The sequence below is a fragment of the Leifsonia williamsii genome (assembly GCF_030433685.1).
In the GTDB taxonomy this organism is placed as follows: domain Bacteria; phylum Actinomycetota; class Actinomycetes; order Actinomycetales; family Microbacteriaceae; genus Leifsonia; species Leifsonia williamsii.
Genome location: NZ_JAROCF010000001.1, coordinates 2988237 through 3013700, shown reverse-complemented (window position 1 = coordinate 3013700; position 25464 = coordinate 2988237). Strand labels below are relative to the sequence as shown.

At 71.9% G+C, this 25464-nt stretch carries 25 protein-coding genes and 1 other RNA gene; 11 read left to right on the top strand and 15 right to left on the bottom strand.

Features of this window, described 5'->3' with window-relative positions; all coding sequences use genetic code 11:
- Positions 1-26: 26 nt before the first annotated feature.
- From P5G50_RS14200 to ctaE, 5 genes are all read right to left on the bottom strand, one after another.
- Positions 27-911 (bottom strand): methyltransferase domain-containing protein, encoded by an 885-nt coding sequence (locus tag P5G50_RS14200; RefSeq protein ID WP_301208206.1) that lies wholly within the window; start codon positions 909-911, stop codon positions 27-29.
- Positions 912-1009: 98 nt separating this feature from the next.
- Complete coding sequence (gene qcrB / locus P5G50_RS14195; protein WP_301208207.1) at positions 1010-2626, bottom strand: cytochrome bc1 complex cytochrome b subunit; 1617 nt, start codon at positions 2624-2626, stop codon at positions 1010-1012.
- The gene (qcrA, locus tag P5G50_RS14190) at positions 2623-3696 is read right to left on the bottom strand and encodes a cytochrome bc1 complex Rieske iron-sulfur subunit (RefSeq protein WP_301208208.1); all 1074 of its coding nucleotides are present in this window, start codon (positions 3694-3696) and stop codon (positions 2623-2625) included. Before qcrA ends, qcrB begins: the two co-directional genes overlap by 4 nt.
- Positions 3697-3735: 39 nt before the next feature.
- Positions 3736-4572: a cytochrome bc1 complex diheme cytochrome c subunit gene (gene qcrC / locus P5G50_RS14185; protein WP_301208209.1), complete on the bottom strand. Its 837-nt coding sequence runs from the start codon at positions 4570-4572 to the stop codon at positions 3736-3738.
- A 27-nt stretch (positions 4573-4599) separates the two neighbouring features.
- A complete protein-coding gene (ctaE, locus tag P5G50_RS14180) occupies positions 4600-5238 on the bottom strand; it encodes an aa3-type cytochrome oxidase subunit III (protein WP_301208210.1) in 639 nt (212 codons plus the stop codon).
- A 131-nt stretch (positions 5239-5369) separates the two neighbouring features.
- Here ctaE and trpD point away from each other — a divergent pair, with 131 nt between their 5' ends.
- From trpD to dhaM, 4 genes are read left to right on the top strand one after another with little or no spacing between them, the layout of a single operon-like run.
- A complete protein-coding gene (gene trpD / locus P5G50_RS14175; protein WP_301208211.1) occupies positions 5370-6419 on the top strand; it encodes an anthranilate phosphoribosyltransferase in 1050 nt (349 codons plus the stop codon).
- A gap of 41 nt (positions 6420-6460) precedes the next feature.
- Positions 6461-7462 carry a dihydroxyacetone kinase subunit DhaK gene (gene dhaK / locus P5G50_RS14170; protein ID WP_301208212.1) on the top strand — a complete coding sequence of 334 codons (1002 nt, stop codon included), beginning with the start codon at positions 6461-6463 and terminating at the stop codon, positions 7460-7462.
- Positions 7463-7506: 44 nt separating this feature from the next.
- Entirely contained in the window at positions 7507-8139 is a 633-nt protein-coding gene (gene dhaL, locus P5G50_RS14165) for a dihydroxyacetone kinase subunit DhaL (RefSeq protein ID WP_301208213.1), read from the top strand.
- Complete coding sequence (dhaM, locus tag P5G50_RS14160) at positions 8136-8843, top strand: dihydroxyacetone kinase phosphoryl donor subunit DhaM (protein ID WP_301208214.1); 708 nt, start codon at positions 8136-8138, stop codon at positions 8841-8843. The genes dhaL and dhaM overlap by 4 nt, the downstream gene beginning before the upstream one ends.
- Before the next feature lie 37 nt (positions 8844-8880).
- Here the strand turns inward: dhaM and P5G50_RS14155 are convergent, their stop codons facing one another.
- Positions 8881-9396 (bottom strand): GNAT family N-acetyltransferase, encoded by a 516-nt coding sequence (locus P5G50_RS14155; RefSeq protein WP_301208215.1) that lies wholly within the window; start codon positions 9394-9396, stop codon positions 8881-8883.
- Positions 9397-9401: 5 nt separating this feature from the next.
- Positions 9402-10691, bottom strand: a complete 1290-nt coding sequence (locus P5G50_RS14150) for an aspartate aminotransferase type Ic (protein WP_301208216.1) — start codon at positions 10689-10691, stop codon at positions 9402-9404.
- On the opposite strand from P5G50_RS14150, the gene P5G50_RS14145 reads away from it, so the two are divergent.
- Positions 10684-11394, top strand: a complete 711-nt coding sequence (locus tag P5G50_RS14145) for a DUF1345 domain-containing protein (RefSeq protein ID WP_363319475.1) — start codon at positions 10684-10686, stop codon at positions 11392-11394. The genes P5G50_RS14150 and P5G50_RS14145 overlap by 8 nt on opposite strands.
- Before the next feature lies 1 nt (position 11395).
- Here P5G50_RS14145 and P5G50_RS14140 read toward each other — a convergent pair whose 3' ends face one another.
- Complete coding sequence (locus tag P5G50_RS14140) at positions 11396-11890, bottom strand: dihydrofolate reductase (RefSeq protein WP_301208217.1); 495 nt, start codon at positions 11888-11890, stop codon at positions 11396-11398.
- On the bottom strand, positions 11887-12696 hold the full coding sequence (locus P5G50_RS14135; protein WP_301208218.1) for a thymidylate synthase: 810 nt from the start codon (positions 12694-12696) through the stop codon (positions 11887-11889). The genes P5G50_RS14140 and P5G50_RS14135 overlap by 4 nt, the downstream gene beginning before the upstream one ends.
- Positions 12697-12762: 66 nt before the next feature.
- Here P5G50_RS14135 and P5G50_RS14130 point away from each other — a divergent pair, with 66 nt between their 5' ends.
- The 4 genes from P5G50_RS14130 to rnpB all read left to right on the top strand — a co-directional run bounded on the left by P5G50_RS14130 (position 12763) and on the right by rnpB (position 17180).
- Positions 12763-15060, top strand: a complete 2298-nt coding sequence (locus P5G50_RS14130) for a purine-cytosine permease family protein (protein WP_301208219.1) — start codon at positions 12763-12765, stop codon at positions 15058-15060.
- A gap of 91 nt (positions 15061-15151) precedes the next feature.
- Positions 15152-15970, top strand: coding sequence for a Nif3-like dinuclear metal center hexameric protein (locus P5G50_RS14125; protein WP_301208220.1), 819 nt, complete (start codon positions 15152-15154; stop codon positions 15968-15970).
- Between the two features lie 64 nt (positions 15971-16034).
- Positions 16035-16769 (top strand): zinc ribbon domain-containing protein, encoded by a 735-nt coding sequence (locus P5G50_RS14120; RefSeq protein ID WP_301208221.1) that lies wholly within the window; start codon positions 16035-16037, stop codon positions 16767-16769.
- A 40-nt stretch (positions 16770-16809) separates the two neighbouring features.
- Positions 16810-17180: RNase P RNA component class A (gene rnpB, locus P5G50_RS14115), an RNA gene on the top strand.
- 18 nt (positions 17181-17198) lie between these two features.
- On the opposite strand, the gene P5G50_RS14110 is transcribed toward rnpB, so the two are convergent.
- Genes P5G50_RS14110 through P5G50_RS14095 form a run of 4 tightly spaced genes read right to left on the bottom strand, consistent with a single transcriptional unit; the run spans position 17199 to position 21927 of the window.
- Positions 17199-17888, bottom strand: a complete 690-nt coding sequence (locus tag P5G50_RS14110) for a response regulator (RefSeq protein WP_301208222.1) — start codon at positions 17886-17888, stop codon at positions 17199-17201.
- Positions 17885-20413 carry a DUF4118 domain-containing protein gene (locus tag P5G50_RS14105; RefSeq protein WP_301208223.1) on the bottom strand — a complete coding sequence of 843 codons (2529 nt, stop codon included), beginning with the start codon at positions 20411-20413 and terminating at the stop codon, positions 17885-17887. The genes P5G50_RS14110 and P5G50_RS14105 overlap by 4 nt, the downstream gene beginning before the upstream one ends.
- Positions 20414-20436: 23 nt before the next feature.
- Positions 20437-21303 (bottom strand): polyphosphate--glucose phosphotransferase, encoded by an 867-nt coding sequence (ppgK, locus tag P5G50_RS14100; protein ID WP_301208224.1) that lies wholly within the window; start codon positions 21301-21303, stop codon positions 20437-20439.
- Between the two features lie 9 nt (positions 21304-21312).
- Positions 21313-21927, bottom strand: coding sequence for a TetR/AcrR family transcriptional regulator (locus P5G50_RS14095; RefSeq protein WP_301208225.1), 615 nt, complete (start codon positions 21925-21927; stop codon positions 21313-21315).
- Positions 21928-21994: 67 nt separating this feature from the next.
- Between P5G50_RS14095 and P5G50_RS14090 the strand changes: the two genes are divergently transcribed.
- Positions 21995-23473: an MDR family MFS transporter gene (locus tag P5G50_RS14090; RefSeq protein WP_301208226.1), complete on the top strand. Its 1479-nt coding sequence runs from the start codon at positions 21995-21997 to the stop codon at positions 23471-23473.
- Here P5G50_RS14090 and map read toward each other — a convergent pair.
- Positions 23460-24326: a type I methionyl aminopeptidase gene (gene map / locus P5G50_RS14085; protein WP_301208227.1), complete on the bottom strand. Its 867-nt coding sequence runs from the start codon at positions 24324-24326 to the stop codon at positions 23460-23462. The two genes, P5G50_RS14090 and map, sit on opposite strands and share 14 nt — an antisense overlap.
- Before the next feature lie 12 nt (positions 24327-24338).
- Here map and P5G50_RS14080 point away from each other — a divergent pair, with 12 nt between their 5' ends.
- Positions 24339-24551 carry an SPOR domain-containing protein gene (locus P5G50_RS14080; RefSeq protein WP_301208228.1) on the top strand — a complete coding sequence of 71 codons (213 nt, stop codon included), beginning with the start codon at positions 24339-24341 and terminating at the stop codon, positions 24549-24551.
- 25 nt (positions 24552-24576) lie between these two features.
- On the opposite strand, the gene panB is transcribed toward P5G50_RS14080, so the two are convergent.
- A complete protein-coding gene (panB, locus tag P5G50_RS14075; protein WP_301208229.1) occupies positions 24577-25428 on the bottom strand; it encodes a 3-methyl-2-oxobutanoate hydroxymethyltransferase in 852 nt (283 codons plus the stop codon).
- Between the last annotated feature and the right edge of the window lie 36 nt (positions 25429-25464).

The following is a 25464-nucleotide window of genomic DNA, read 5'->3' as shown; positions in this document are numbered from 1 at the left end:
TTCTCGACAGGGACACGAATCGTAAGTCAGGGACGCGCGCTCAGGTGCAGCACGTCGACGGAGAGGTGCGTGGTGTCCGGGAGTTCCGTGGCGGTGATGCTCGCGGCGTCCTCGGCGGCGCGTGAGGCGGCGTGGTGGGCGGAGGGTCCCATCGCGATCAGGGCAGCGCGCACCTCGGTAGTGAGGTGCAGGTCGGCCGCGACGTGTTCGCGCGTCTGGAGGGCGTACAGCGGCGCTGAGGCGGCGATCAGCTCCTCCGCCTTGTCGCCGGGTACGTCGAGCATCGTGCCTGCCGCACGCAGCTCGGCCAGGTGGTCTGCGCGGGGAACGACGACGATGAGAGACCCTCCGGGGCGCAGGACGCGGTGGAACTCGGGCAGATTGCGCGGGGCGAACACATCGAGAACGACGTCGCAGAGGGCCGACCGGATCGGGAGCGGGCGCCAGGTGTCGGCGACCAGGCCATCGATCCGTCCCTCGGCAGCACCGGACGGGCGCGCCGCGCGTGCGACGGCGGCGGGGGAGAGGTCCATGGCCAGGCCGTCGGCATCCGGGAGGGCGGTCAGCGTCGACCGCAGGTAGTAGCCGGTGCCGGCTCCCGCATCGAGAACCCGCTCGACCGGCGTCTCCGCGTGGGCAGCGACCGCGCGCGCGGCGACCGCCTCGGCGATGGGGGAGTAGACGCCGCTCTCCAGCACGGCGTCGCGCGCATCCAGCATCTCGGCCGTGTCGCCCGCCAGCTTCGAGCCGCCGCCGAGCAGCGAGACGTACCCGCGTTTGTTGACGTCGTGGCGGTGGCCGTTCTCGCAGCCCAGCGTCAGCCGGTCGACGGGGGAGAGGTCCTCCCCGCACACCGGACAGCGCAGCCAGGAGGCGAGACGGCTCAGGCGATCGGCAGGGAGCGCGGGCATGGGGACGTCCTCTCATGACGCTGGAGGGGCAGGTCTGCGGATACGCGAAAGCGCCGGCGCGATGAACGCGGCCGGCGCTTCCACGAGGGCGGGAGAGGTCAGTGGTGACCGTGTCCCGACTCGAGCTCGCCCCTGGTCGGGGGCAGGATGCGGTCCTCGAAGAACCAGCGCGAGAGACCCGCGCGCATCCGGTTGCCCACGGTGATCTTGCCGCGCTTGTTCGGGCGCAGCATCAGCGGCTCGTAGGCCTCGAAGCTGACCAGGCGCCAGCGCTCGTAGTCGCTGAGCTGCTCGTGCACCTCGATGAACTCGCCGCCGGGGAGCTTCACGATGCGGCCCGACTCGTAGCCGTGGAGGGCGATGGAGCGGTCCTTCTTCTGCAGCGCGAGGCAGACGCGGCGCGTCACCACGAAGGCGATCAGCGGGCCGAGGAACAGCAGGGCCTGCAGGGTGTGGATGACACCCTCCATCGTCAGCTTGAAGTGCGTCGCGATCAGGTCCGAGCTCGCCGCCGCCCAGAAGACCGCGTAGAACGTGACGCCGGCGGCGCCGATGGCCGTACGGGTCGCCGCGTTGCGCGGACGGTCCAGGATGTGGTGCTCGCGCTTGTCGCCCGTGATCCACGCCTCGATGAACGGGTAGATCATCACCGTGACGATGAACAGGCCGAGGATCGCGACCGGGACGATGATGTTGAACGACCACGTCCGGTTCAGCCAGACGAACTCCCAGCCCGGCGGAACGAGACGCAGTGCGCCGTCCGCGAAGCCGATGTACCAGTCGGGCTGGGTACCGGCCGACACCGGGGAGGGGTCGTACGGTCCGTAGTTCCAGATCGGGTTGATCGTGAACAGCGACGCCATCAGGACGACGACACCGAACACGATGAAGAAGAAGCCGCCGGCCTTCGCCGCGTACACCGGGAGGACGGGGTAGCCGACGACGTTGCCCTGCGTCCGGCCCGGCGCCGCATACTGCGTGTGCTTGTGGATGACCACGAACATCAGGTGCAGCGCGATGAACGCGACCACGAGCGCGGGGAGCAGAAGGATGTGCAGCGTGTACAGGCGGCCGACGATCGCGGTGCCCGGGAACTCGCCGCCGAAGAGGAGGAACGAGATCCACGTGCCGACCACCGGCAGGCCCTTGATCAGGCCGTCGATGATGCGGAGGCCGTTGCCCGAGAGCAGGTCGTCCGGCAGCGAGTAGCCGGTGAAGCCCTCGGCCATCGCGAGGATGAACAGGACGAAGCCGATCACCCAGTTGAGCTCGCGCGGCTTGCGGAACGCGCCGGTGAAGAAGATGCGGAGCATGTGGAGGCCGATGGCCGCCACGAACAGCAGCGCCGCCCAGTGGTGGATCTGCCGGACCAGGAGGCCGCCGCGCACCTCGAACGAGATGTTGAGCGTCGACTCCATGGCCGCCGACATCTGGATGCCCTTCAGCGGCACGTACGAGCCGTGGTACACGACCTCGGCCATCGACGCCTGGAAGAAGAACGTCAGGAAGGTGCCGGAGAGCAGGATGACGATGAAGCTGTAGAGCGCCACCTCACCCAGCAGGAACGACCAGTGGTCGGGGAAGATCTTGCGTCCGAACTCCTTGACGGCGCCCGAGATGCTGGTGCGGTCCTCGAGGTAGTTCGCGGCCGCTGCCGTGAACCCGCCCTTCGAGGCCGTCGTGGTTGCCGCGGGTGCGGCGGCTGTGGTGCTCAATGACGCTCCCAGAAGCTCGGGCCGACGGGCTCGGTGAAGTCGCTGCGGGCGACCAGGTAACCGTCGGCGTCAACGGTGATCGGCAGCTGCGGCAGGGGTCGCTTCGCCGGTCCGAAGATGACCTGCGCCTCGTGCGTGATGTCGAACTGCGACTGGTGGCACGGGCAGAGCAGGTGGTGGGTCTGCTGCTCGTACAGCGCCACCGGGCAGCCGACGTGCGTGCAGATCTTGGAGTACGCGACGATGCCGTCGTAGTTCCAGTTCTCGCGGCCCTTGGAGACGTGCAGGTCCTCGGGCTTGAGGCGCATGAGGAGCACGGCCGCCTTGGCCTTCTCCTCCAGCATGTTCTCGGACTCGTTGAGCCCTTCGGGGATCACGTGGAAGGCGGAGCCGAGCGTGACGTCCGACGCCTTGATGGGGGTGCCGGAGGGGTCGCGGGTGAGGCGGATGCCCTTCTTCCACATGGTGTTCGCCAGCAGCTCGGCCGGATCCTCGCCCTGCGGTGCGAGGCCGCGGAACAGGACGACGGCGGGCAGTGGGAACGCGATCAGCGCGCCGATGAGGCTGTTGCGCACGAGCGTGCGACGGCTGAAGCCGGACTCCTCGTCGGCCTGGCGGAAGATCTCCGCCGCGCGCTCGGTGGTCTGCTCGGTCCCGCGGACGGGGTGACGGAGGTCGACGCCCTCCTTCTCGTGCATGAGGGCCTTGCCCCAGTGCACGGCGCCGATGCCGATGGCGAGGAGGGCGAGCGCGCCGCCGATGCCGATGAACAGGTTGTTCAGCCGGACCGAGCCCATGTCGCTCTCGTTGATCGGGAACGCCAGGTAGGCCGCGACGGCCCAGACGCTGCCGACGATCGACAGGTAGAACAGCGTGTAGACCGTGCGCTCGGCGCGGCGCTCCTTCTTGGGGTCGAGGTCGGTGACCCGCGGGCGGTGCGGCGGGAAGCCGGGGTTCTCGACGGCGTCACGGATGACGACCGCGGTCCCGACATCACCGGACCGGTGCACCTCGACGGCTGACGATCCAGCAGGCGTCAGCTCGTGACCGCCGTTCTCGTCCTGTGCCATTGTTCTCCTTCTTACGCTGTTTCTACGCTCGAGTACCGGCTAGTTGGACTTCGCCGTGATCCACACGGTGAGGGCGACGATGGCGCCCAGGCCGAAGATCCAGAGGAACAGGCCCTCGGCCACCGGGCCGAGGTTCCCCAGCTCGAAGCCACCCGGGGACGGGGTGTTCTCGATGTACTTGAGGTACGTGATGATGTCGGCCTTGCCCTGCGGGTTGATGTTCAGGTCGTTGAACACCGGCATGTTCTGCGGGCCCGTGATCATGGCCTCGTAGATGTGCTGGGCGCTGACACCGGTGAGGGCCGGGGCGTACTTGCCCTCGGTGAGCGCTCCACCCGCGCCGGCGACGTTGTGGCACATCGCGCAGTTGATGCGGAAGAGCTCGGCGCCGCGGGCGGCGTCGCCCTTGCCGTCGAGGTACTTCTGCTCGGGGATGGAGGGCCCGGGGGCGAGCGAGGCGACGTAGTCGGCCAGGGCCGAGACCTGCTCGTCGGTGAACTGGACCGGCTTCTCCTGGGCCTGCGGGCCCTGCATCTGCATCGGCATGCGGCCGGTGCCGACCTGGAAGTCGACGGAGGCCGCACCGACGCCGATCAGGCTGGGCGCGACCTCGGTGCCCTGGGCCTCCATGCCGTGGCAGGTGGCGCAGTTGGCCTGGAACAGCTTCTTGCCCTCGTCGACACTGGCCTGCGACGCGGCGGCGGGGGCCGTCTCGGCGGACGCGGTCGTGGTGGTGACGGCGGCGTAGGCGCCACCGGTGAGGCCGAGGCCGACGACGAGCAGCGCGACCGTGGCGATGGGGTGACGACGGCCTGTCTTGCGGACGGGCTTCGCCGCGGTGCCGTTCGGTGCTTTACCGGAGAGTCGGGGACGCATGGGGTGAGGTCAGCTCCTGAGTTTCTACTAACGGATGATGTAGATGACCGCGAACAGTCCGATCCACACGACGTCGACGAAGTGCCAGTAGTAGGAGACGACGATGGCGCTGGTCGCCTCCTTGTGGCCGAAGGTCTTGACCGCGAACGCGCGGCCGATGACGAGCAGGAAGGCGATGAGGCCGCCGGTCACGTGCAGGCCGTGGAAGCCGGTGGTCAGGTAGAACGCCGAACCGTAGGCGTTGGAGCTGAGGGAGATGCCCTCGGAGACCAGCGTCGCGTACTCGAGGATCTGCCCGGAGACGAAGATCGCGCCGAGGATGTACGAGAGCGTGAACCACTCGACCATCCCCCACTTGGCCGGGCTCCAGCCCGTGCGGCGCGGCTGCAGGCGCTCGGCCGCGAACACCCCGAACTGGCAGGTGAACGAACTGGCGACCAGGATGATCGTGTTCGTCAGCGAGTAGGGGATGTTCAGGTGCTGGGTCTCCGCCGCCCACAGATCGGGAGAGGTCGACTTGAGCGTGAAGTAGATCGCGAAGAGACCCGCGAAGAACATCACCTCGGAGCCGAGCCAGACGATCGTGCCGACGGCGACGACGTTGGGCCGGTTGATGGCCGGCGCGGTCGCAGCGGGAGAAATTGAGGTGCTCGTCACGTAACCCATTATGGCTGAAAAGAAGCCGTGGTTTTCTCACCTGGGGGGCTTGAATCCGCCTTGATTCCGGTTAGCGCCGTGTGGCGCGGTGCCAGGACGGGTGCTCCCCGTGGCGTGTCGGCTCCCCATAGGATCGTGACATGGCCCCATCCCAGTCCTGGTCCTCCGTGCTCACCGCCCTGCTCGCGGGCGAAGACCTCAGCGTCGCGGACGCCGCGTGGGCCATGGACCAGGTCATGACGGGGGAGGCGACGGAGGCCCAGCTGGCGGCGTTCCTGGTCGCTCTGCGGGCCAAGGGCGAGACGGTCGACGAGATCGTCGGCTTCCGCGACGCCATCCTCGACCACGCCGTCCCGCTGCCGGTGGACCCGATGGCGCTCGACATCGTCGGCACCGGCGGGGACCGGTTCGGCACGGTGAACGTGTCGACGACGGCCTCCATCATCGCCGCGGCCACCGGCGTGCCCGTGATCAAGCACGGCAATCGGGCGGCGAGCTCGTCGTCGGGGTCATCCGACGTGCTGGCCGCGCTCGGCATCGACCTGACGCTGCCGCCGGAGCGGGTGGCGGAGGTGCTGCAGCGCACCGGCATCACGTTCGCCTTCGCGAGCGCGTTCCACCCCGGGTTCGCGAACGCCGGGCCCGTGCGGTCGCAGCTCGGCGTCCCCACGGTCTTCAACTACCTCGGCCCGCTGTGCAACCCGGCGCGGCCGGAGGCGTCGGCGGTCGGCGTCGCGACGCTCGACCGCATCCCGCTCATCGTCGGCGTGTTCCAGACCCGCGGCGCCACCGCGCTGGTCTTCCGCGGCGACGACGGGCTCGACGAGCTGTCGACCACCGGTCACAGCCACGTCTGGGAGGTCTCGAGGGGCCTCGTCACCGAGCACGACATCGATCCGCGCGACCTGGGCCTGCCCCGGGCGCGGATCGAGGACCTGCTCGGCAAGGACGCCGCGTACAACGCGGCGGTCGTGCGTGCCGTGCTCGCGGGCGAAGAGGGTCCCGTGCGCGACATCGTCCTGCTCAACGCGGCGGCCGGGCTCGTGTCGTACGAGCTCGCGTCCGACCCGTCGAGGGTCCAGGAGTCCATCCTGGATCGGTTCCGTTCGCACATGGCGGTCGCCGCCCAGGCCATCGACTCCGGGGCTGCGGCCGCGAAGCTCGACGAGTGGGTGGCGGCGACGCACTGACACGGTGGGGTGGACCCACCGGGATGGAAGGAAGGGTTTCGATGAAGAAGCTCATCAACGACGTGCCCGACGTCGTGACCGAGTCCCTCGCGGGGTTCGGCCGTGCTCACGCCGACATCGTGAGGGTGTCGCAGGATCCGAAATTCGTGGCGCGGGCCGACGGCCCGGTCAGCGGCAAGGTCGGCCTGGTCAGCGGCGGCGGCAGCGGCCATGAGCCCCTCCATGCCGGCTTCGTCGGCAGGGGCATGCTGGACGCGGCCGTCCCGGGCGAGGTGTTCACCTCGCCGACCCCGATACCGATCGTGGAGGCGACCAAGGCCGCCGACGGCGGTGCAGGCGTGCTCCACATCGTCAAGAACTACACCGGCGACGTCCTCAACTTCGAGACGGCCGCCGACCTGGTCGGGGCGGAGGGCATCCAGGTGCGCTCGGTCGTCACGAACGACGACGTGGCCGTGCAGGACTCGCTCTACACCGCGGGCCGGCGCGGCGTCGCCGGCACGGTGCTGGTCGAGAAGATCGCGGGCGCCGCCGCCGAGCGCGGAGACGACCTGGACGCCGTCACGGCGGTCGCCGAGCGCGTCAACGCGAACGTGCGCTCGATCGGTCTCGCGCTCACCGACGGCACGGTGCCGCACGCCGGCCAGCCGGGCTTCGTCCTCCCCGAGGACGAGATCGAGTTCGGCGTCGGCATCCACGGCGAGCCGGGGCGCGAGCGGATCAAGCTCGAGCCGGCGGACCGGCTGGTGGACCGGATGATGGAGGCGGTCCTCGGCGACCTGCCGTTCGCGTCCGGCGACCAGGTGCTCCTCTTCGTCAACGGGATGGGGGGAACCCCGCTGTCGGAGCTGTACATCCTGTTCCGCCGTGCCGCCGAGATCCTCGACGAACGCGGCATCACGCTGTCGCGGTCGCTGGTCGGCAGCTACGTCACCTCGCTGGAGATGCAGGGCGCCTCCATCTCGGTGCTGAAGCTGGACGACGAGCTGACCGCCCTGTGGGACGCGCCGGTGCACACCGCCGCGCTCCGCTGGGGACTCTGACGGCGCAGACCGAGACCACCGGAGCTGAGAGGAAGGACGCGTCGATGACGCTGGACACGGACTGGGTGCGGGCCTGGATGACCGCCGCTGCGGCGGCCATCGGCGAGCACAAGCAGGAGCTGAACACCCTCGACCGGGAGATCGGCGACGGCGACCACGGCGAGAACATGGACCGCGGCGTGCGCGCGGCCGTCACCGCGCTCGACGGCCTCCCGGAGGGCTCGAACCCGGGAGCGGCCTTCCGCTCGATCGCCATGACGCTGATCTCGACGGTGGGCGGCGCCTCCGGCCCGCTCTACGGCACGGCCTTCCTCAAGGCGGCCGAGCCGGCGGGCGCGGCCGACGAGATCGACGGAGCGACGCTCGTGGCGATGCTCAGGGCGGCGCGCGACGGGATCGTGTCCCGCGGCAAGGCCGAGCCGGGCGACAAGACGATGGTCGACGCCTGGACACCCGCGGTCGACGCCGCGGCCGCCGCGCAGGAGGGCGGAGCGTCGCCGCACGACATCCTGGTGGCGGCCGCGGACGCGGCCGAGCAGGGCGCCGTCGCCACCGAGCCGCTGGTCGCCCGCAAGGGCCGCGCCAGCTACCTCGGCGAGCGGTCGGCCGGTCACCGCGACCCCGGGGCCCAGTCGACCGCACTGCTCCTGCGCGCCGCGGCGGAGGTCACGGGATGACCGACAGGGTCGGCCTCGTCCTCGTCTCGCACAGCGAGCAGCTGGCCGCCGGCGCCGTCGCCCTCGCCGGGCAGATGGCGCCGGGCGTCCGGCTGCTCGCCGCGGGCGGGACGGACGACGGCGGCATCGGCACGAGCTTCACCAAGGTGATGGCGGCGGTCGGCGAGGCCGACACCGGCGCCGGCGTCGTCGTGATCAGCGACCTCGGCTCGGCGCTGCTCACCGCCGAGACCGTTCTCGACATGCTGCCGGAGGACGAGCGCGCCCGCGTGCGCGTGGTCGACGTCCCCTTCGTCGAGGGCGGCGTCGCGGCGGCGGTCGCGGCGGAGACCGGCGCCGACCTGGCCGGCGTCGCCTCGGCGGCCGAGGGGGCGCGGACGGCGTGGGCGGGGGAGGAGGCGCAGAGCGCGCCCGTCTCCACCCCTCCGGCCGCGGAGCAGACCGGCGGGCGGTACGAGCGCGAGGTGCTGGTGCGCAACCCGCAGGGGTTGCACGCGCGACCCGCGGCCGACTTCGTCAAGCTCGCCAACACGTTCCCGGCGAAGGTGACCGTCAACGGCAAGGACGCCAAGAGCCTCCTCGGCGTCATGTCGCTCGGCCTCATCGCGGGCGCGACGGCGAAGATCGCCTCGGACGACCCGGAGGGCCGCGCAGCCGTGGACGCTCTGGTCGCTCTGGTCGAGACCGGCTTCGGCGAGGTCTAGTCCGACCCCGGTGGCGGAGTCGCTGCCGCCCGGCGGCTCAGCCGAGCGGCAGCGCCATCTCCCGCTCGTTCGCGCTGCGGTCGAGCGGGTACGGCTGCGTCCGGCCGGTGAAGGCGAAGCCGCGCCGCTCGTAGTAGCGGATGGCGGGCGCGTTGTCCTCGTGCACGTCGAGGAGCAGGCGTTCGCCGCGCCCGCGCGCCCAGTCGATCACCGCGTCGAGCAGTGCGTCGGTGAGCCCTGTTGCGCGGCCACGGAACTCGGGCGTGACGTAGACGCCGACGAGGTGCGGATCCGGCGCGCCGACCGCCTGGAACCCGCCCATGCTGCCCAGCCAGCTGCCGTCCGGCGCGACCGCGGCGAACAGCCGCCCGGTCGGGGAGGCGTTCGCGGCGCGGCGGCGCCAGTGCTCCTCGGAGTGACGCCGGGCGTCGTCGACGGTCTCGAGGAACGCCATCGGCGTGTCGGCCAGCATCTCGAGCCGCAGGTCGCGGTAGGCGCGCCAGTCGGCCTCCACGCTGGCGCGGACGGTCCACTCGTGCGGCGACTCCTGCATGGCGGTCAGCTCCGGGCGGCGAGCAGCGTCTCCGCCTCCGCGAGCAGGATCGCCGTGCACAGCCCCTCCAGTGCCGTCGTCAGCTCGCCGAGCGGCGGGAAGGTCGGGGCGATGCGGATGTTGGCGTCGCGCGGGTCGTCGCCGTACGGGAACGTCGCGCCGGCCGGGGTCACCGCGATGCCGGCCTCCTTGGCGAGCTGGACCGCGCGGGCCGCGGCGCCCTCCAGCACGTCGAGGCTGACGAAGTAGCCGCCCTTCGGCGCCGTCCATGCGCCGGCACCCCACGGCGTGAGCCGCTCGCGGAACACGCGGTCGACGGCGTCGAACTTGGGGGCGAGGATGGCGCGGTGCTTCTCCATGTGCTCCGCGAGACCCGAGGCGTCTTCGAGCAGCCGCACGTGGCGCAGTTGGTTGATCTTGTCCGGGCCGATGCTCTGGGCCGACAGGTTGTGCTTGTACCAGCCGATGTTCGCCTCCGACGCCCCGACGAACGCCACGCCGGCGCCCGGGTAGGTGACCTTCGAGGTGGAGGCGAAGATCAGCGGGCGGTCCGGGTTGCCGGCCTCGGCGGCCAGCGCGAGCACGTCGATGGGCTCCGCCCGCTCGTCGGTGAGGTGGTGGACGGCGTAGGCGTTGTCCCAGAACAGGCGGAAGTCGGGGGCGGCGGGCAGCGAGACGAGGGCGCGCACGACCTCCTCGCTGTAGACGGCGCCGGTCGGGTTGGAGTAGACGGGCACGCACCACATGCCCTTGATCGAGTCGTCGGCGGCGAGCAGCGAGGCCACGGCCTCCACGTCGGGCCCGTCGTCGTTGGTCGGCACCGGGATCAGCCGGATGCCGTAGCGCTCGCAGATCGTGAAGTGCCGGTCGTAGCCGGGCACCGGCGCGAGGAAGCTGATCGGGCGGCTGGACCAGGGCGCGTCGCCGCCGGGGACGCCGTGCAGCAGCGCCTGCACGATGGTGTCGTGCATCAGGGTGAGGCTGGAGTTGCCGAGCGCGAGGAGGCGCGAGACGGGCACGCGCAGCGCGTCGGAGAACATCTCGCGCAGCTCGGGCAGCCCCTCGGCGCCGCCGTAGTTGCGCAGGTCGAGACCGGACGCGTCGCGGTGCTCGCCGTCGGGCAGGTGGAGCAGGTCGTTCGAGAGGTCGAGCTGCTCGGCCGACGGCTTGCCGCGGGTCAGGTCGAGGGTGAGGCGGGCCTCCTTCAGCTCGTCGTACGCGGCCGAGAAGGCGTCGCGGGCGGCGAGGAGGGCCGGGGTGTCGAGGTCGGCGAGGGGCGAGGCGGCGGTGGTCACGATCCGATCGTACCGGCGCGCGGCGAGCGTCACCGGCGGCGCGGTGTGCGAGCATCCGAGTGTGACGGATGAGGTGGAGCGCGGGCGCGGCAGGTCGCGGCTGCGGATGGCGGTGGCGCTCGGCGCCGGCGTGCTGACCGGTGTCGTGGTCGGCGTGGCGGATGAGTGGCGCTACGCGGTGATCGCGGGCTGGGCGGGCGCGTGCATCGTGTACGTGCTGTGGGTGTGGTTGCGCGTCTGGCGGCTCGACGCGACGGAGACCCGGTTGCACGCGACGCTGGAGGACCCGGGGAGGCGCGTCAGCGACCTCCTGCTGCTCCTGGCCAGCCTCGCGAGCGTCGTCGCCGTCGTGTACATCGTGGTCGACGCCCGGCACCTGTCGGGCGGCCGCCAGCTCGTCGTGGCCCTGCTCGCGGTCGTGAGCGTCGCGCTGTCGTGGCTGCTCGTCCACACGCTCTACACGCTGCGGTACGCGCGGATGTACTACCTGAAGGACGGCGGCATCGACTTCAACCAGGACGAGCCGCCGCAGTACAGCGACTTCGCCTACCTGGCGTTCACGCTCGGGATGACGTTCCAGGTGTCGGACACGGACGTGAGCAGTTCGTACATCCGCCGGGCGATCCTCCGGCACACGCTGCTGTCGTACCTGTTCGGGTCGGTGATCCTCGCGACGACCGTGAACCTGGTGGCGGGGCTTTAGGTCAGTCGCGGCGCAGCGTCGTGAACCGGTAACGGATGCCGTTCTCGGCGGTGAGCCACTCCGGGGAGGACGCCGGGTCGGGGTGCCAGTCCGGGCCCGGCTCGGGGGCGCGGGTGTCGCCGGGGACGGCGAGGTCGAGCTCGGTCAGCTCGATGCGGTCGGCGGACGGGAGGGTCTGGCGGTAGAGCTCGGCGCCTCCGATCACCCAGAGGGTGCCGTCGGCGGGCTCGGCGGCCAGAGCCTCCTCGACGGAGTGCACGACCTCGGCGCCGGGGGAGCTCCAGCCGGGCTGCCGGGTCACGACGAGGTTGCGGCGGCCGGGCAGCGGGCGGAAGCGCTCGGGGAGCGACTCCCACGTGCGCCTGCCCATCACCACCGGGGAGCCGGAGGTCAGGGCGCGGAAGCGGCGCATGTCCTCCGGCAGGTGCCACGGCATGACGCCGCCGGCGCCGATCACCCGGTCGTCGGCCTGCGCCCAGATGAGAGCGACGCTCATACGGCGACGGCGGCGCGGATGGCCGGGTGGTGCTGGTAGTCCTCGACGACGAAGTCCTCGTACCGGTAGTCGAAGATGCTCTCCGGCGTGCGGGCGAAGCGGAGGCGGGGAGCCGGGAACGGGTCGCGCGTGAGCTGCTCGGCGACCTGCTCCATGTGGTTCTCGTAGATGTGGCAGTCGCCGCCGGTCCAGACGAACTCGCCGGGCTCGAGGCCGACCTGCTGGGCGACCATCATCGTGAGGAGCGCGTAGCTGGCGATGTTGAACGGCACGCCGAGGAACAGGTCGGCGCTGCGCTGGTAGAGCTGGCACGAGAGCTTGCCGTCGGCAACGTAGAACTGGAACAGGGCGTGGCAGGGGGCGAGCGCCATGTCCGGGATCTCGGCGACGTTCCAGGCCGACACGATGATGCGGCGGGAGTCCGGGTCGCGGCGGAGGGTGTCGATCACCTGCTGGATCTGGTCGATGTGACCGCCGTCCGGGGTCGGCCACGACCGCCACTGGACGCCGTAGACCGGTCCGAGCTCGCCGTTCTCGTCGGCCCACTCGTCCCAGATGCTGACGCCGTTCTCCTGCAGCCAGCGGACGTTGCTGTCGCCGCGGAGGAACCACAGCAGCTCGTACGCGATCGACTTGAAGTGGACGCGCTTGGTCGTGATGAGGGGGAACCCCTCGGCGAGGTCGAACCGCAGCTGACGGCCGAAGACGCTGCGCGTCCCGGTGCCGGTGCGGTCGGACTTGCGGCTGCCGGTCGCGAGGACATCGCGCAGCAGGTCTTCGTACGGGGTCGGGATCGTCGCGCTCATCGAGAGAATGCTACTTCCGAACACGGCCCCCTGACCCCGTGCGGGTGCGCGTCGTAGGGTTTCGGTATGGAGCGGGCACCCGGCGGCGATCGTCACAGCGATGACGAGCTGGCCAGCGCCCTCGAGCAGGAGGTCGCGCGGATCACCTCGGCGATCCCCATCATCACGGGCGCGTACGCGCTGCGGCGGGAGCCGCGGCATGCGGCGACGGCTCCCGGGCCGGAGGCGGTGGGCGAGGCCGAGCCGGTGGCGGCTGTGGCGCCGCCGGAACCGGAGCCGGTGGACCTGGCGGCGGAGCCCGAGCCGGTGGAGGACGCGCCGGTTGAGGAGGTGCAGGAGGCTGACGAGGAGGACGGGGAGAGCTGGGTCGGGCCGCCCACGGTGGCCATCAGCTTCGAGGATCTGCCCGTGCGGCGGGAGCGGACCGGGCCGCAGCCGACCTTCAGCCCGTGGGTCGCGGGTGCGACAGGTGTCATCCCGGTGGTGCCACCGGCGCCGGAGCCTGAACCTGCGGTCGAGCCTGAACCTGCGGTCGAGCCTGAACCTGCGGTCGAGCCTGAAGCTGCGGTGGGGCCTGAAGCTGCGGTGGAGTCCGAGCCGGAGCCGCCCGCCGAGGTCGAGCCTCCGCACGTCCCTTCGCTGAGCATCGCCACGACCGCGAGCGCCGAGCCGCCTGCCGCGCCAGCACCGACGCCCGAGTCCGTCGAGCCGGTCCCGCTGTCCGCCGCGACCGCGACCGCCACCTCCACCTCCACCGCCTCCGGCCCGATCACGACGCACACGCTTGGCCCCGCCACCGCGCCCGGCGACCACATCGACCGCGACGTGGCCGACGACGCCGACGACGTCGCGCAGGCCGAGCACGCGCCGCTGGCCTCCCGCCGGCTCCTCGACGACGAGGCCGTGCTCTCGGGGGTCGAGCCGACGCCGCCGCCGCTGTTCGTGCCAGAGACCACCGACCTGGAGGCGTCGCCGCTCGACCGGCGGGTGGGGCGGGCCTCCCGGCTGTTCTGGCTGTGGTTCGCCGCGACCTCCTCCCTCATCTCGGTCGGGGTCGGGGCGACCTTGTTCACGCTGGGCCTGAGCCTCCGCCAGCTGCTCGTCGCCACGCTCGTCGGCGTCGCGCTCTCGTTCCTGCCCCTCGGGCTGGGGACGCTCGCCGGCAAGTGGAGCGGGCAGCCGACGATGGTGGTGTCGCGGGCGACCTTCGGGATGCTGGGCAACATCGTGCCGACCGTGCTGGCTCTCCTGGTCAAGCTCTTCTGGGGCGCCGTGCTGCTGTGGCTCGCCGGGACGGCCGCCGGCTCGCTCGCCGTCGCCCAGGGCTGGGCGAGCGGGCCGGTCGTGTGGACCTCCGTCGCGCTGGTCCTCGCGATCGCGGTCGCGGGGGTGATCGCCTGGTTCGGGTACGCGCTCGTCGCGCGGGTGCAGCTCGTGCTCACCATCGCCTCCGCGGTGCTCATCGTGATCGTGATCGCGGCGACCTGGCCGCAGGTCGACGTGGGAAGCGCCCTCGCCTTCCCCGACGCGCTGTGGACGCACGTCATCACCGGCGCCGTCATCGTGTTCAGCTACCTCGGACTGGCGTGGGCCATGAGCAGCGCCGAGGTCGCCCGCTACCAGCGGCCGACGTCGTCGGGGGCGACGGGGATGCTGTGGGCGACCTTCGGCGCCGCGGTGCCGCCGCTCGTCCTGGTGTCGTATGGCGGCCTCCTCGCCGCGTCGAGCCCCGAGCTCGCGGTCGGCCTGGCCCGCGACCCGGTCGGCGCGCTCGCCCGGCTCGGCCTGCCCTGGTGGTTCGCCGTGGCGCTGCTCCTGTCGGTCGTGCTCAGCCTGATCTCGGCGCTCGTGCTCACCTGCTACTCGGCCGGCTTCACCCTCGACGCACTCGGGGTGCGGCTCGGGAGACGGTGGAGCACGCTCGTCACGGCGGGCGCCATCGCGCTCGCGGGCGCCGGCCTCGCGCTGACGGTGACCGACCTCGCCGGGCTGATCCGCGGCATCCCGACCGCGCTGTCGGTGCCGATCGCGGCCTGGTCGGGCATCTTCGCCGGGGAGATGATGCTGCGGATGCGGCGCTTCCACCAGCCGTCGCTGCTCGAGCGGGGCGGGGTCTATCCCGACTGGCGCTGGGTGAACCTGGGGATGCTCGTCGTCGGGAGCGTCGTCGGCTTCGGCCTGGTCTCCTCCGACGTGCCGTGGCTGGCGTGGGAGGGATACCTCTTCCGGCTGGCGGGCGTCGACACCACCGCCGGGCTCGGCGCGACCGACATCGGCGTGCCAGCGGCGCTCGCGCTCGGCCTGCTGACGCCGATGGTCGCGGGCATCCCGGCCGTGCGCCGACAGGAGCGCGTGCTCGGCTGAACGGGCAGGCCGCACGGGCATGCCGACCGGGCACGCTGAACGGCACGGTCGAGGGGTACTCGTCCGGGGCGCATCCCGTAGGCTCTATCCCGTGCCGCACACCGTCAGCTCCGTCCGCGAGACCGTCGAGCGCCTGTGGCCGCTCTCGGGCGCCGAGAGCTGGGACGCGCCCGGTCTCGTCGCCGGCGACCCTGCTGCCCCGGTCGAGCGCATCCTGCTCGCCGTCGACGCCGTCGCCGCGACCGTCGACGAGGCCGTCGAGACGAACGCCGACCTCCTCCTCGCCCACCACCCGCTGCTGCTGCGCGGGGTGACGAGCGTCGCGGAGGACCGCTACAAGGGCGCGCTGCTCGCCCGCCTGATCCGCAACGACTGCGCCCTGATCGCCGCGCACACCAACGCCGACGTGGTCGCCGACGGCACGAGTGCGGTCCTCGCCGGCCGGCTGGGCCTGCACGACACCGCGCCCATCGCGCCCGCCGCCGACGGCGTGACCGGCATCGGTCGCGTCGGCACGCTGGCAGAGCCGACCACGCTCGGCGCGCTGGCGCGGGCGCTCGCCGACATCCTTCCTCCGACCGCCGGCGGCGTCCGTGCGTCCGGCGACTACCACCAGCCGGTCTCGCGCGTCGCCGTCTGCGGCGGTGCGGGCGACTCGCTGCTCGGATCGGAGGCCGTGCGCGGCTCCGACGTCTACATCACCGCCGACCTGCGGCACCACCCGGCGTCCGAGGCCCGCGAACAGGCGGCGATGGGCGGAGGCCCCGCCCTGCTCGACGTGTCGCACTGGGCCAGCGAGTGGCTGTGGCTCGACACCGCGGCCGAGCAGCTGCGCGCGGCGCTCCCCGGCGTCGAGGTCGTCGTCAGCGAGCTGCGCACCGACCCGTGGGACTTCGCGATCCTGCAATGACCGCTCGCGCGGCCTCCAGAACTCCATACGATCCAGATCCACCCCGACCAGGGAGCACCGCACCGTGAAAGCCAGCCCCGCCGACCAGAACGAGCTCCTGCGCCTCCAGGCCGCCGACACGCGCCTCGCGCAGCTCGCCCACGCCGCCTCCAGCCTCCCGCAGGCGAAGGAGCTGGCCGCCCTGCAGCCCGAGGTCGAGGCGCTCCGCGCCCGCTGGATCGCGGCGACCGGCGAGCTGGAGGACGCCCGCGCCGAACTCGGCCGCGTCGAGTCCGACGTGAAGCTGGTGGAGGCGCGGGTCGCCCGCGACAACGAGCGTGTGCAGCACACCGCCTCGGTCAAGGACGTGCAGGCGCTCGAGGCCGAGCTGGCCTCCCTCGCCAAGCGGCAGAGCGACCTCGAGGAGATCGAGCTGACCGTGATGCAGCGCGTCGAGGACCTCGAGAAGGCGCTCGCCGCGGTCGACGCCGAGCGTGCCGAGCAGGACGAGCGGATCGCCGCGCTGGAGGCCGCACGCGACGAGGAGGCCGGCAAGCTGAACGCGCAGCGGGAGGCGCTGGCGACGGACCGTGCCACCATCGCGGGCGCGCTGCCCGCCGACCTGATCGAGCTCTACGAGCGCCAGCGCGCGCGGTACGGGCTCGGCGCCGCGGCGCTGGTGCGCGGCGTCTCGATGGGCTCGAACGTCAAGCTGACCGAGTCCGACCTGTCCGAGATCCGACGTGCCGCCGCAGACGACGTCGTGCTGTGCCCGGACAGCGGCGCCATCCTGGTGCGCGGCGAGGACTCGGGCCTGTAGGCGGCCTCCCGAGCCCGCTGCGCTATCGTTGATGGCGGAATGGGTCGGCAAGACGGTCGCGTCGGTCCGCGTGAGCGGGCCGCCGAGGAACGTCCGGGCTCCGCAGAGCAGGGCGGTGGGTAACGCCCACCCGGGGTGACCCGCGAGACAGTGCAACAGAGAGCAGACCGCCACGGGCCTCGGCCCGCGGTAAGGGTGAAACGGTGGTGTAAGAGACCACCAGCGACCGGGGTGACCCGGCCGGCTGTGTAAACCTCGCCCGGAGCAAGGTCAGACAGGGGACGACGAGGCTGCTCGCCGAGTCCCCGGGTAGACCGCTGGAGGGCGGCGGCAACGTCGCTCCGAGATAGATGGCCGTCCGCGGCGCTTCCCGCGCCGTGACAGAACCCGGCGTATCAGCCGGCCCATTCCCTTCCTGCCTCGTGCCGCTCAGGCGTCGGGCACGAACCGGTACCCCATCCCCGCCTCCGTCAGCAGGTAACGCGGGTGCGAGGGCTCCGGCTCCAGCTTCTTGCGCAGCTGTGCGAGGTAGAGCCGGAGGTACCCGGTGTCGCGCGTGAACTGCGGCCCCCACACCTGGGTCAGCAGCGCCTGGCGGGTCACGAGCCGGCGCGGGTTGCGCAGCAGCACCTCCAGCAGCGCCCATTCGGTCGGCGTCAGCCGCACGGACTGCTCGCCGTCGGGCGTCGCCCTGGTCACCTGGCGGGCGGCGAGGTCGACGGCGACGTCGCCGAAGCGCACGACCGGCTCGTCGGCCGGGCCGGCCTGCCGCCGGGTCAGGGCACGGATGCGCGCCAGCAGCTCGTCGGCCGCGAAGGGCTTGGTCACGTAGTCGTCGGCGCCGGCGTCGAGGGCGTCGACCTTGTCGGCCGAACCGGTGCGTCCGGAGACGACGAGGATCGGCACCGCCGTCCAGCCGCGGAGCCCCTGGATGACCTCGATGCCGTCGAGCTCTGGCATGCCCAGGTCGAGCATGACGAGATCGGGGTGGTGCTCGACCGCCTGGGCCAGCGCCTCCGCACCGGTCGCGGCGGTGAGCACCTCGTAGCCGTGCGCGCTGAGCAGGATGCGCAGGGCGCGGAGCATCTGGCCGTCGTCGTCGGCGATGAGGATCTTCACGCCTGGTCCTCTCCGTCGGTCGCTGGGGGTGCTGATCGCGTCGCGGTCGGGCCGGCCGCCGCGGGCAGGGCGACGACCATGGTGAGGCCGCCGCCCGGGGTGTCCTCGGCCTCGAGGGTGCCGCCCATGCCCTCCACGAAGCCCTTCGACAGCGCGAGGCCGAGCCCGATGCCGCTGTCGTTGTCGGTGTCGCCGAGGCGCTGGAACGGCAGGAAGACGGCGTCGCGACGCTCGGCGGGGATGCCGGGGCCGTGGTCGATCACCCGCAGCTGCACCGTGCCGCCGAACTCGCTCGCGGCGATGACCGGAGGGCGGTCGGCGGGGGAGTAGCGGACGGCGTTGCCCAGCAGGTTGACGAGCACGCGCTGCAGCAGCACGCCGTCGGCGAGGAGCGGCGGCACGTCGGCGGGCAGGTCGAGCTCCACCTGCCCGGGGCCGAGAGCGAGCTCGTCGAGGGCGGGCGGCACGACGTCGTCGAGCTCGGTCGGGGCGAGCGAGACCCCCAGCACGCCCGCCTCCACCCGGCTCGCGTCGAGCAGGTTCGTCACGAGCGCTGCGAGGCCGTGGAGGCTCTCGTCGGCGGTCGCGAGCAGCTCGTCCCTGTCGGCGTCGCTGAGCGCGAGCCCGGTCTGCCGGAGCGTGCTGACCGCCGCGGTGGCGGAGGCGAGCGGGCTCCGCAAGTCGTGCCCGACCGCCGCGAGCAGCGCGCTGCGCACCCGGTCGGCCTCGGCCAGCGGGGCCAGCTCGCCGGCGGTCGCCGCGAGGTCCCGGTGTTCGAGCGCCGCGTCGAGCTGCGCGACGATGGCGGCGAGGAGGCGGCGGTCGGCGGCCTCGAGTTCGCGGCCCGACAGCTCCAGCGTGCCGCGGTCGCCCAGCGGCACCGTGCGGGTGAGCGCGGGCTCGGCGGGCTCGCCGTCGGCCGTGACCACCTCGCCGCCGACGAGGAGGCGCACGCCGGCCAGCCCGAACGCCTCCCTGGTGCGCGTGACGAGTGCCTGCAGCGCGTCCTCGCCGCGGATGACCCCGCCGGCGACGGTCGCGAGAAGCTCGGCCTCGGCCGCCGCGCGCTGTGCGACCCGCGTCCGGCGCGCCGCCTGATCGACCACGATGCTGACGAGCACGGCGATCACCACGTACAGCAGCAGCGCCACCACGTGCAGCGGCTCCCCGACGGTGATCGTGTAGAGCGGCTCCACGAAGAAGTAGTCGAGGGTCAGCCCCGAGAGCAGCGCGGCGAAGACCGCCGGCCAGATCCCGCCGACGAGGGCGACCACCACGACGAGCAGCTGGTAGCTCAGCACGTCGGCGGTCATCGACTCCGGCGAGCGGAGGCTCGTCAGCAGCAGGGTCAGCAGCGGCCCGCCGATCACGGCCAGCACGAAGCCGTACACGCGCCGCCGCACGGTCAGTCCGCCGCGGGGACGCGGGAGGCTGAACCTCCCGCCCGCGCGCGAGTGCGACACGATGTGCACGTCGATGTCGCCGGACTCCCGGATGACGGTCGCGCCGATGCCCGGCCCGGTCAGCAGCGCCGAGAGCCTGCTGCGGCGGGAGACGCCGATGACGAGCTGAGTCGCGTTCTCGGCCCTGGCGAAGGCCACCAGGGCGCGTGGGATGTCGTCGCCGACGACCTGGTGGTAGGTGCCGCCGAGCTGCTCCACAAGGGCGCGCTGCTCCGCGAGCGCACCGGGGGTCGACTCGCGCAGGCCGTCCTGGCCGGTGACGTGCACCGCGAGCAGCTCGCCGCCCGCCGCACGCGCGGCGATCCTGGCGCCGCGGCGCAGCAGCGTCTGCCCTTCCGGGCCGCCGGTGAGGGCGACGACGACGCGCTCGCGCGCCTCCCAGGTGCCCGCGATGCCGTGTTCGGCGCGGTAGCGCTGCAGGGCGCTGTCCACCTCGTCGGCCAGCCACAGCAGGGCCAGCTCGCGCAGCGCAGTGAGGTTGCCTAGCCGGAAGTAGTTCGACAGCGCAGCGTCGATGCGGGCGGTCGGATAGACCAGCCCCTCGGCGAGCCGGTCGCGCAACGCCTGCGGAGCGAGATCGACCAGCTCGATCTGATCGGCGGCGCGCAGCACCGCGTCGGGAACGGTCTCACGCTGCCGCGCGCCGGTGATCTGCTCGACCACGTCGATGAGCGACGCGATGTGTTGGATGTTGACGGTGGAGGTGACGTCGATGCCCGCGGCGAGCATCGCCTCCACATCCTGCCAGCGCTTCTCGTTGGCCGAGCCGGGCGCGTTGGTGTGCGCGAGCTCGTCGACCAGGGCGAGCTGCGGCCGACGGGCGAGCACGGCGTCGAGGTCGAGTTCGGCGAGCGTGACGCCGCGGTGATCGATGCGGCGGCGGGGGAGCACCTCCAGCCCGTCGAGCAGGGCGGCGGTCGCGGCGCGCTCGTGCGTCTCGGCGACGGCGACGACCACGTCCGTGCCCAGGTCGCGCAGCCTCCTGCCCTCCTCGAGCATGGCGTAGGTCTTGCCCACACCGGGCGCGGCGCCGAGCATCACCCGCAGGCGGCCACGAGGCATCGTCGATACCCGTACGTCGGTGCTCAGGCAGTGGCCTTCTCGGCCTTGCCCTTCTCCGCGTTGTCCTTCTCCGCCTCGCCCTCGGACGGAGTGCCGACCTCAGCCGTGCGTCCGCGCGCGCCGGCCTCCCGGCGCTCGCCGCGGACCGCGAGCGCCGCGGCGCCGAGGATGCCCGCGTTGTTGCGGTGCACGGCCGGCACGATCGGCGTCTTCAGGTCGAGCAGCGGGAGGAACGACTCGTAGTTCTTCGAGACGCCGCCGCCCACGATGAACAGGTCGGGGGTGAACAGGAACTCGACCGTCGAGTAGTACTTCTGCAGGCGCTTCGCCCACTTCTCCCAGCTGAGGTCCTCGCGCTCCTTCGCCGAGTAGGCCGCGCGGGACTCCGCGTCGTGGCCGTCGATCTCCAGGTGCCCGAGCTCCGCGTTCGGGATCAGCACGCCGTCGTAGATGAGGGCCGATCCGATGCCGGTGCCGAGCGTGGTCATGATGACCAGGCCGTCCTTGTCCTTCGCCGCCCCGAACCGCGTCTCGGCGTACCCGGCCGCATCGGCGTCGTTGACGAAGTGGATGTCGCGGCCGAGCGACTTCTCGAACAGCTCCTCGGCGTCGAGGCCGATCCACTTCTTCGACACGTTCGCCGCCGACATCGTGACGCCGTGGCTCACGATCGCCGGGAAGCACACCCCGACCGGGACGTCGGGCGCCTGGGCGGCGAGCTGGTCGACGATCTCCTTCGTCACCTCGACGATCCCGTCCGGCTTGCCGCCGTCGGGGGTGGGCAGCTTGATCCGGTCGCTCAGCAGCTCACCGGACTCGAGGTCGACCAGCGCCCCCTTGATCCCCGTTCCGCCGATGTCGATGCCGATCGCATGCTTCTGCGCAGTCATGCCTCGAATCTACCGCGCATCGGCGCCGCCCACCGAGGCGGTCGCCAGGGGCAGGAACACGTCGTCGACGATCGAGACGATCATCGCGTCGTCGACGGCCGCCATCCGCAGCAGCAGCTCGTGCCGCAGCAGCATCAGCGGCAGCTGCACCACGAGGGGAGGGAGCCGGTCGAGATCGACCTCGCCGCGCTCCTGCGCCCGTTCGAGCAGCGTCCGCATCCACTCCGGCCGCTCGCCGAGGAAGCGCTCGCGGAGCCCCGCGATGCCGCCCTCGGCCTCACCGAGGATGCCGGAGAAGCGCAGCAGCAGGGGAGCAGCGATGCCGCTCCGCCGTTCGTTGGACTGCCGGAGCAGGTCGAGCACGTCCTCCCGCAGGCTCCCGTGATCGGGGATGTCGACAGGGTCGGTGCCGAGGTGGTGCCGGATCGCGGCCATCGCGAGGTCGCTGCGCGAGGGCCAGCGGCGGGCGATCACCGGGCGGCTGGTGCCCGCGCGGGCGGCGACGGCCTCCATCGTGAGCGCGGAGTAGCCCGATTCGTCGAGCTCCTGCCACGCCGCGTCGAGCAGAGCGGCCTCCAGTTCGGCGCCGCGGCGGCGTCGGCTGGGGGAGGGCTGAGAGTCCATTTGTGCATCTTATCTCGGAGCGCTATCGTCTCGGTAAGATACAGCTACGCATCTTAAGGAGACGCACATGGCGACCGAGAAACTCGACAGGACCGTGGTCAGGACGGCGACCGCCCTCGTCATCGGGGCGCTCGCGGTGGTGTTCGACACGACCATCCTGAGCATCGCCCTGCACGCGCTGGCCACCGACCTCCACACCGACGTCGCGCACATCCAATGGGTCACCACGGGGTATCTGCTGGCCCTCGCGGCGACCGTCCCGCTGTCGGCCTGGTGCCTGGCGCGGTTCGGCGGCAAGCGGGTGTGGATGACGGCGCTCGGGATCTTCCTCCTGGGCTCCGTGCTCTGCGGCTTCGCCTGGGACGCCGACAGCCTGATCGCCTTCCGCGTCCTGCAGGGTGTCGGCGGAGGCCTCATGCTCCCCGTGATGACCACCATGGTCATCGAGGTCGCCGGGGGCCGCCAGCTGGGCCGCGTCTCGGCCATCGTCGGCCTTCCCGCGATGGCCGGGCCGATCCTCGGGCCGGTGCTCGGCGGCCTCATCCTCGCACTGGGGGACTGGCGCTGGGTCTTCTGGGTCAACATCCCCTTCTGCCTCGTCGGCCTGCTCCTGGCCTGGCGGATGCTGGTGGGAGGCCCTGGTCGCGACCCGCGCCGCCGCCTCGACATCGTCGGCGTGGTGCTGCTGGTCCCCGGCCTGGTGGGCATCCTGCTCGGGCTCTCCGACTCCGTGCTGCAGGGCGGCTTCGCCCGGACCGACGCCTGGCTCCCGCTCGCTCTGGGCGCCGTCCTCCTCGCCGGGTTCACGGGGTGGGCGCTGCAGCGGCGCGACACGGCATTGGTCGACCTGCGCCTGCTGAAGGTCCGCTCGGTCTGGTCGGGCTCGTCCCTGCTGTTCCTCTCCGGCGTCGTCCTCTACGGCGCGATGCTGCTGCTGCCGCTGTTCTACCAGCAGGTGCGCGGCCTGGACGCGCTCGGCGCTGGTTTCCTCCTGGTGTCGCAGGGGCTCGGCACGCTCGCCAGCCGCGGACTGGTCGGTCGTCTCACCGACCGCATCGGCACCCGCTGGGTCGCCGTCGCCGGCTTCGTCATCGTGACCGTCGGCACGCTGCCGTTCGCCTTCGCGCCCTCGGCCGCGTTCGACCCGCTGCTCATCGTGGCGCTGTTCGTGCGCGGCTTCGGTCTCGGCGCGGTGACCATGCCGCTGATGGTCGCGTCGTACCAGCAGCTCCAGGGCGAGCAGATCGCGCACTCGAGCATCCTCACCAGGACGGCCCAGCAGCTGGGAGGCGCGTTCGGCACCGCCGTGTTCGCGGTGCTGCTTCAGGCGGCGGTGGCGGGAGGCGCGAGCCTCTCCGCGGCGTTCGGCGCGTCGTTCTGGGTGGCGACCGCGCTCACAGCGCTGTGCGTGGCGATCGCCTTCGTGCTGCCCGCGCCGGGAGCGGCCCCCGCGCAGGCCGCCGGTGCTGCCACTCCGCCCGCCCCGGCGACGTCCGGCGCTCCGGCCACCTCCGGCGCCCCGGCCACCGAGGTCAGGGCAGGGTGAGGATCTCCGCCCCGCGCTCGGTCACCACGATCGTGTGCTCGAACTGCGCGGTGATGCTGCGGTCGCGGGTGACGACGGTCCAGTCGTCGTCCCACATCTCCCACTCGTGCGTGCCGAGGGTGAGCATCGGCTCGATCGTGAAGACCATCCCCACCTCCATCACGTCGTGGTACGCCGGCGCCGAGTCGTAGTGGGGGATGATCAGCCCGGAGTGGAAGGAGGCGCCGACGCCGTGGCCGGTGAAGTCGCGCACCACGCCGTAGCCGAACCGCTTGGCGTACGACTCGATCGCCCGCCCGATGATGTTGACCTGCCGGCCTGGCGCGACGGCCTTGATGCCGCGGTTCAGCGCCTCCCGCGTCCGCTCCACCAGCAGCGTCACCTCCTCGGAGGCGGTGCCGGCGATGAAGGTCTGGTTGCTGTCGCCGTGGAACCCGTTCTTGTACGCGGTGATGTCGATGTTGACGATGTCGCCCTCCTCGACCACCGTGTCGTCGGGGATGCCGTGGCAGACGACCTCGTTGACCGAGCTGCAGATCGACTTGGGGTACCCGCGGTAGCCCAGGGTGGAGGGATAGGCGTCGTGCTCGATCAGGAACTCGTGGCCGATCGCGTCGAGCTCCTCCGTCGTCACACCAGGGCGCACCGCCCGGCCGACCAGCTCGATGGCCTGCGCGGCGATCCGGCCCGACTCGCGGATCAGGGCGATCTCGTCGGCCGAGTACACGTCGCCGCGGTCGCTCGGCGTCGGCCCCGGCTTGCCGACGTACTCCGGCCGGCGGATGCGCGAAGGCACGGGACGCCGCGCGCTGACGCGGCCGGGGACCAGGTGACCGGCGGAATCCTTGGGCATAGGATCAAGCTTATGACCGGCGAGAACGACTACGGGATCCAGCAGGATGCCGAGCACAAGTACTGGTACAACATGAAGACCGGCGAGGTGGAGCAGGGTTTCCAGTCGCCGGCCCCGAACCGCGTCGGCCCGTTCGACACCCGCGCCGAGGCCGAGCACGCGCTCGAGAAGCTGCGCGAGAACAGCGCCAAGTGGGCCGAGGAGGACGCCGAGGAGGGTCGCTGAGCCTTCCGCCGATCCGGCCGGGCTGCTAGAAGCTCTGCTCCGCGGTCGGGAACTGCCCGCCCTGCACGTCCTCCTTGTAGGCGCGCGCCGCCTCCGACAGCACGCCCTTCAGGTCGGCATACTGCTTGACGAAGCGCGGGATGCGGCCCGTGGAGAGCCCGGCCCAGTCCGTCCACACCAGCAGCTGGCCGTCGACGTGCGGGCCGGCGCCGACGCCGATCGTCGGGATCCGCAGCTCCTGCGTCACCCGCTGGGCGACGTCGGCGGGCACCATCTCGAGCACGACCGCGAAGGCCCCCGCCGCCTCCACCGCGCGCGCGTCGGCGAGCAGTTTCTCGGCGCCGGCTCCCCGGCCCTGCACGAGGTGGCCGCCGAGGCCGTGCTCGCTCTGCGGGGTGAAGCCGATGTGCGCCATGACGGGGATGCCCGCGTCGACGATCCGGCGGATCTGGTCGGCGCTGCGCTCCCCGCCCTCCAGCTTGACCGCGTGCGCGCCCGTCTCCTTCATGAAGCGGATGGCGGTGTGCAGCGCCTCGCGCGGCCCGTTCTCGTACGAGCCGAACGGCATGTCCGCGACGACGAACGCGCGCTTGACCGCCCGCGCGACGGCCCTGGTCAGCGGGATGAGCTCGTCGACCGTCACCGGGAGGGTCGTGTCGTAGCCGAGCACGTTGTTGCCGGCCGAGTCGCCGACGAGCAGGAAGTCGATGCCCGCCTCGTCGAAGATCTGCGCGGTGAGCATGTCGTAGCTGGTGAGGCCGGTGAAGGGAGCGCCCTCCTCCTTCGCCGCCTGGAAGTGCCGGGTGCGCACGCGCTTCAGCGCCTGCATCGACGGGGTGGCGGGGTGCACGCTCGGCACAGGGGACTGCTCGCTCATGCGCCCCAGTCTAGGGCGGCCGTTCCACTAGTCTGG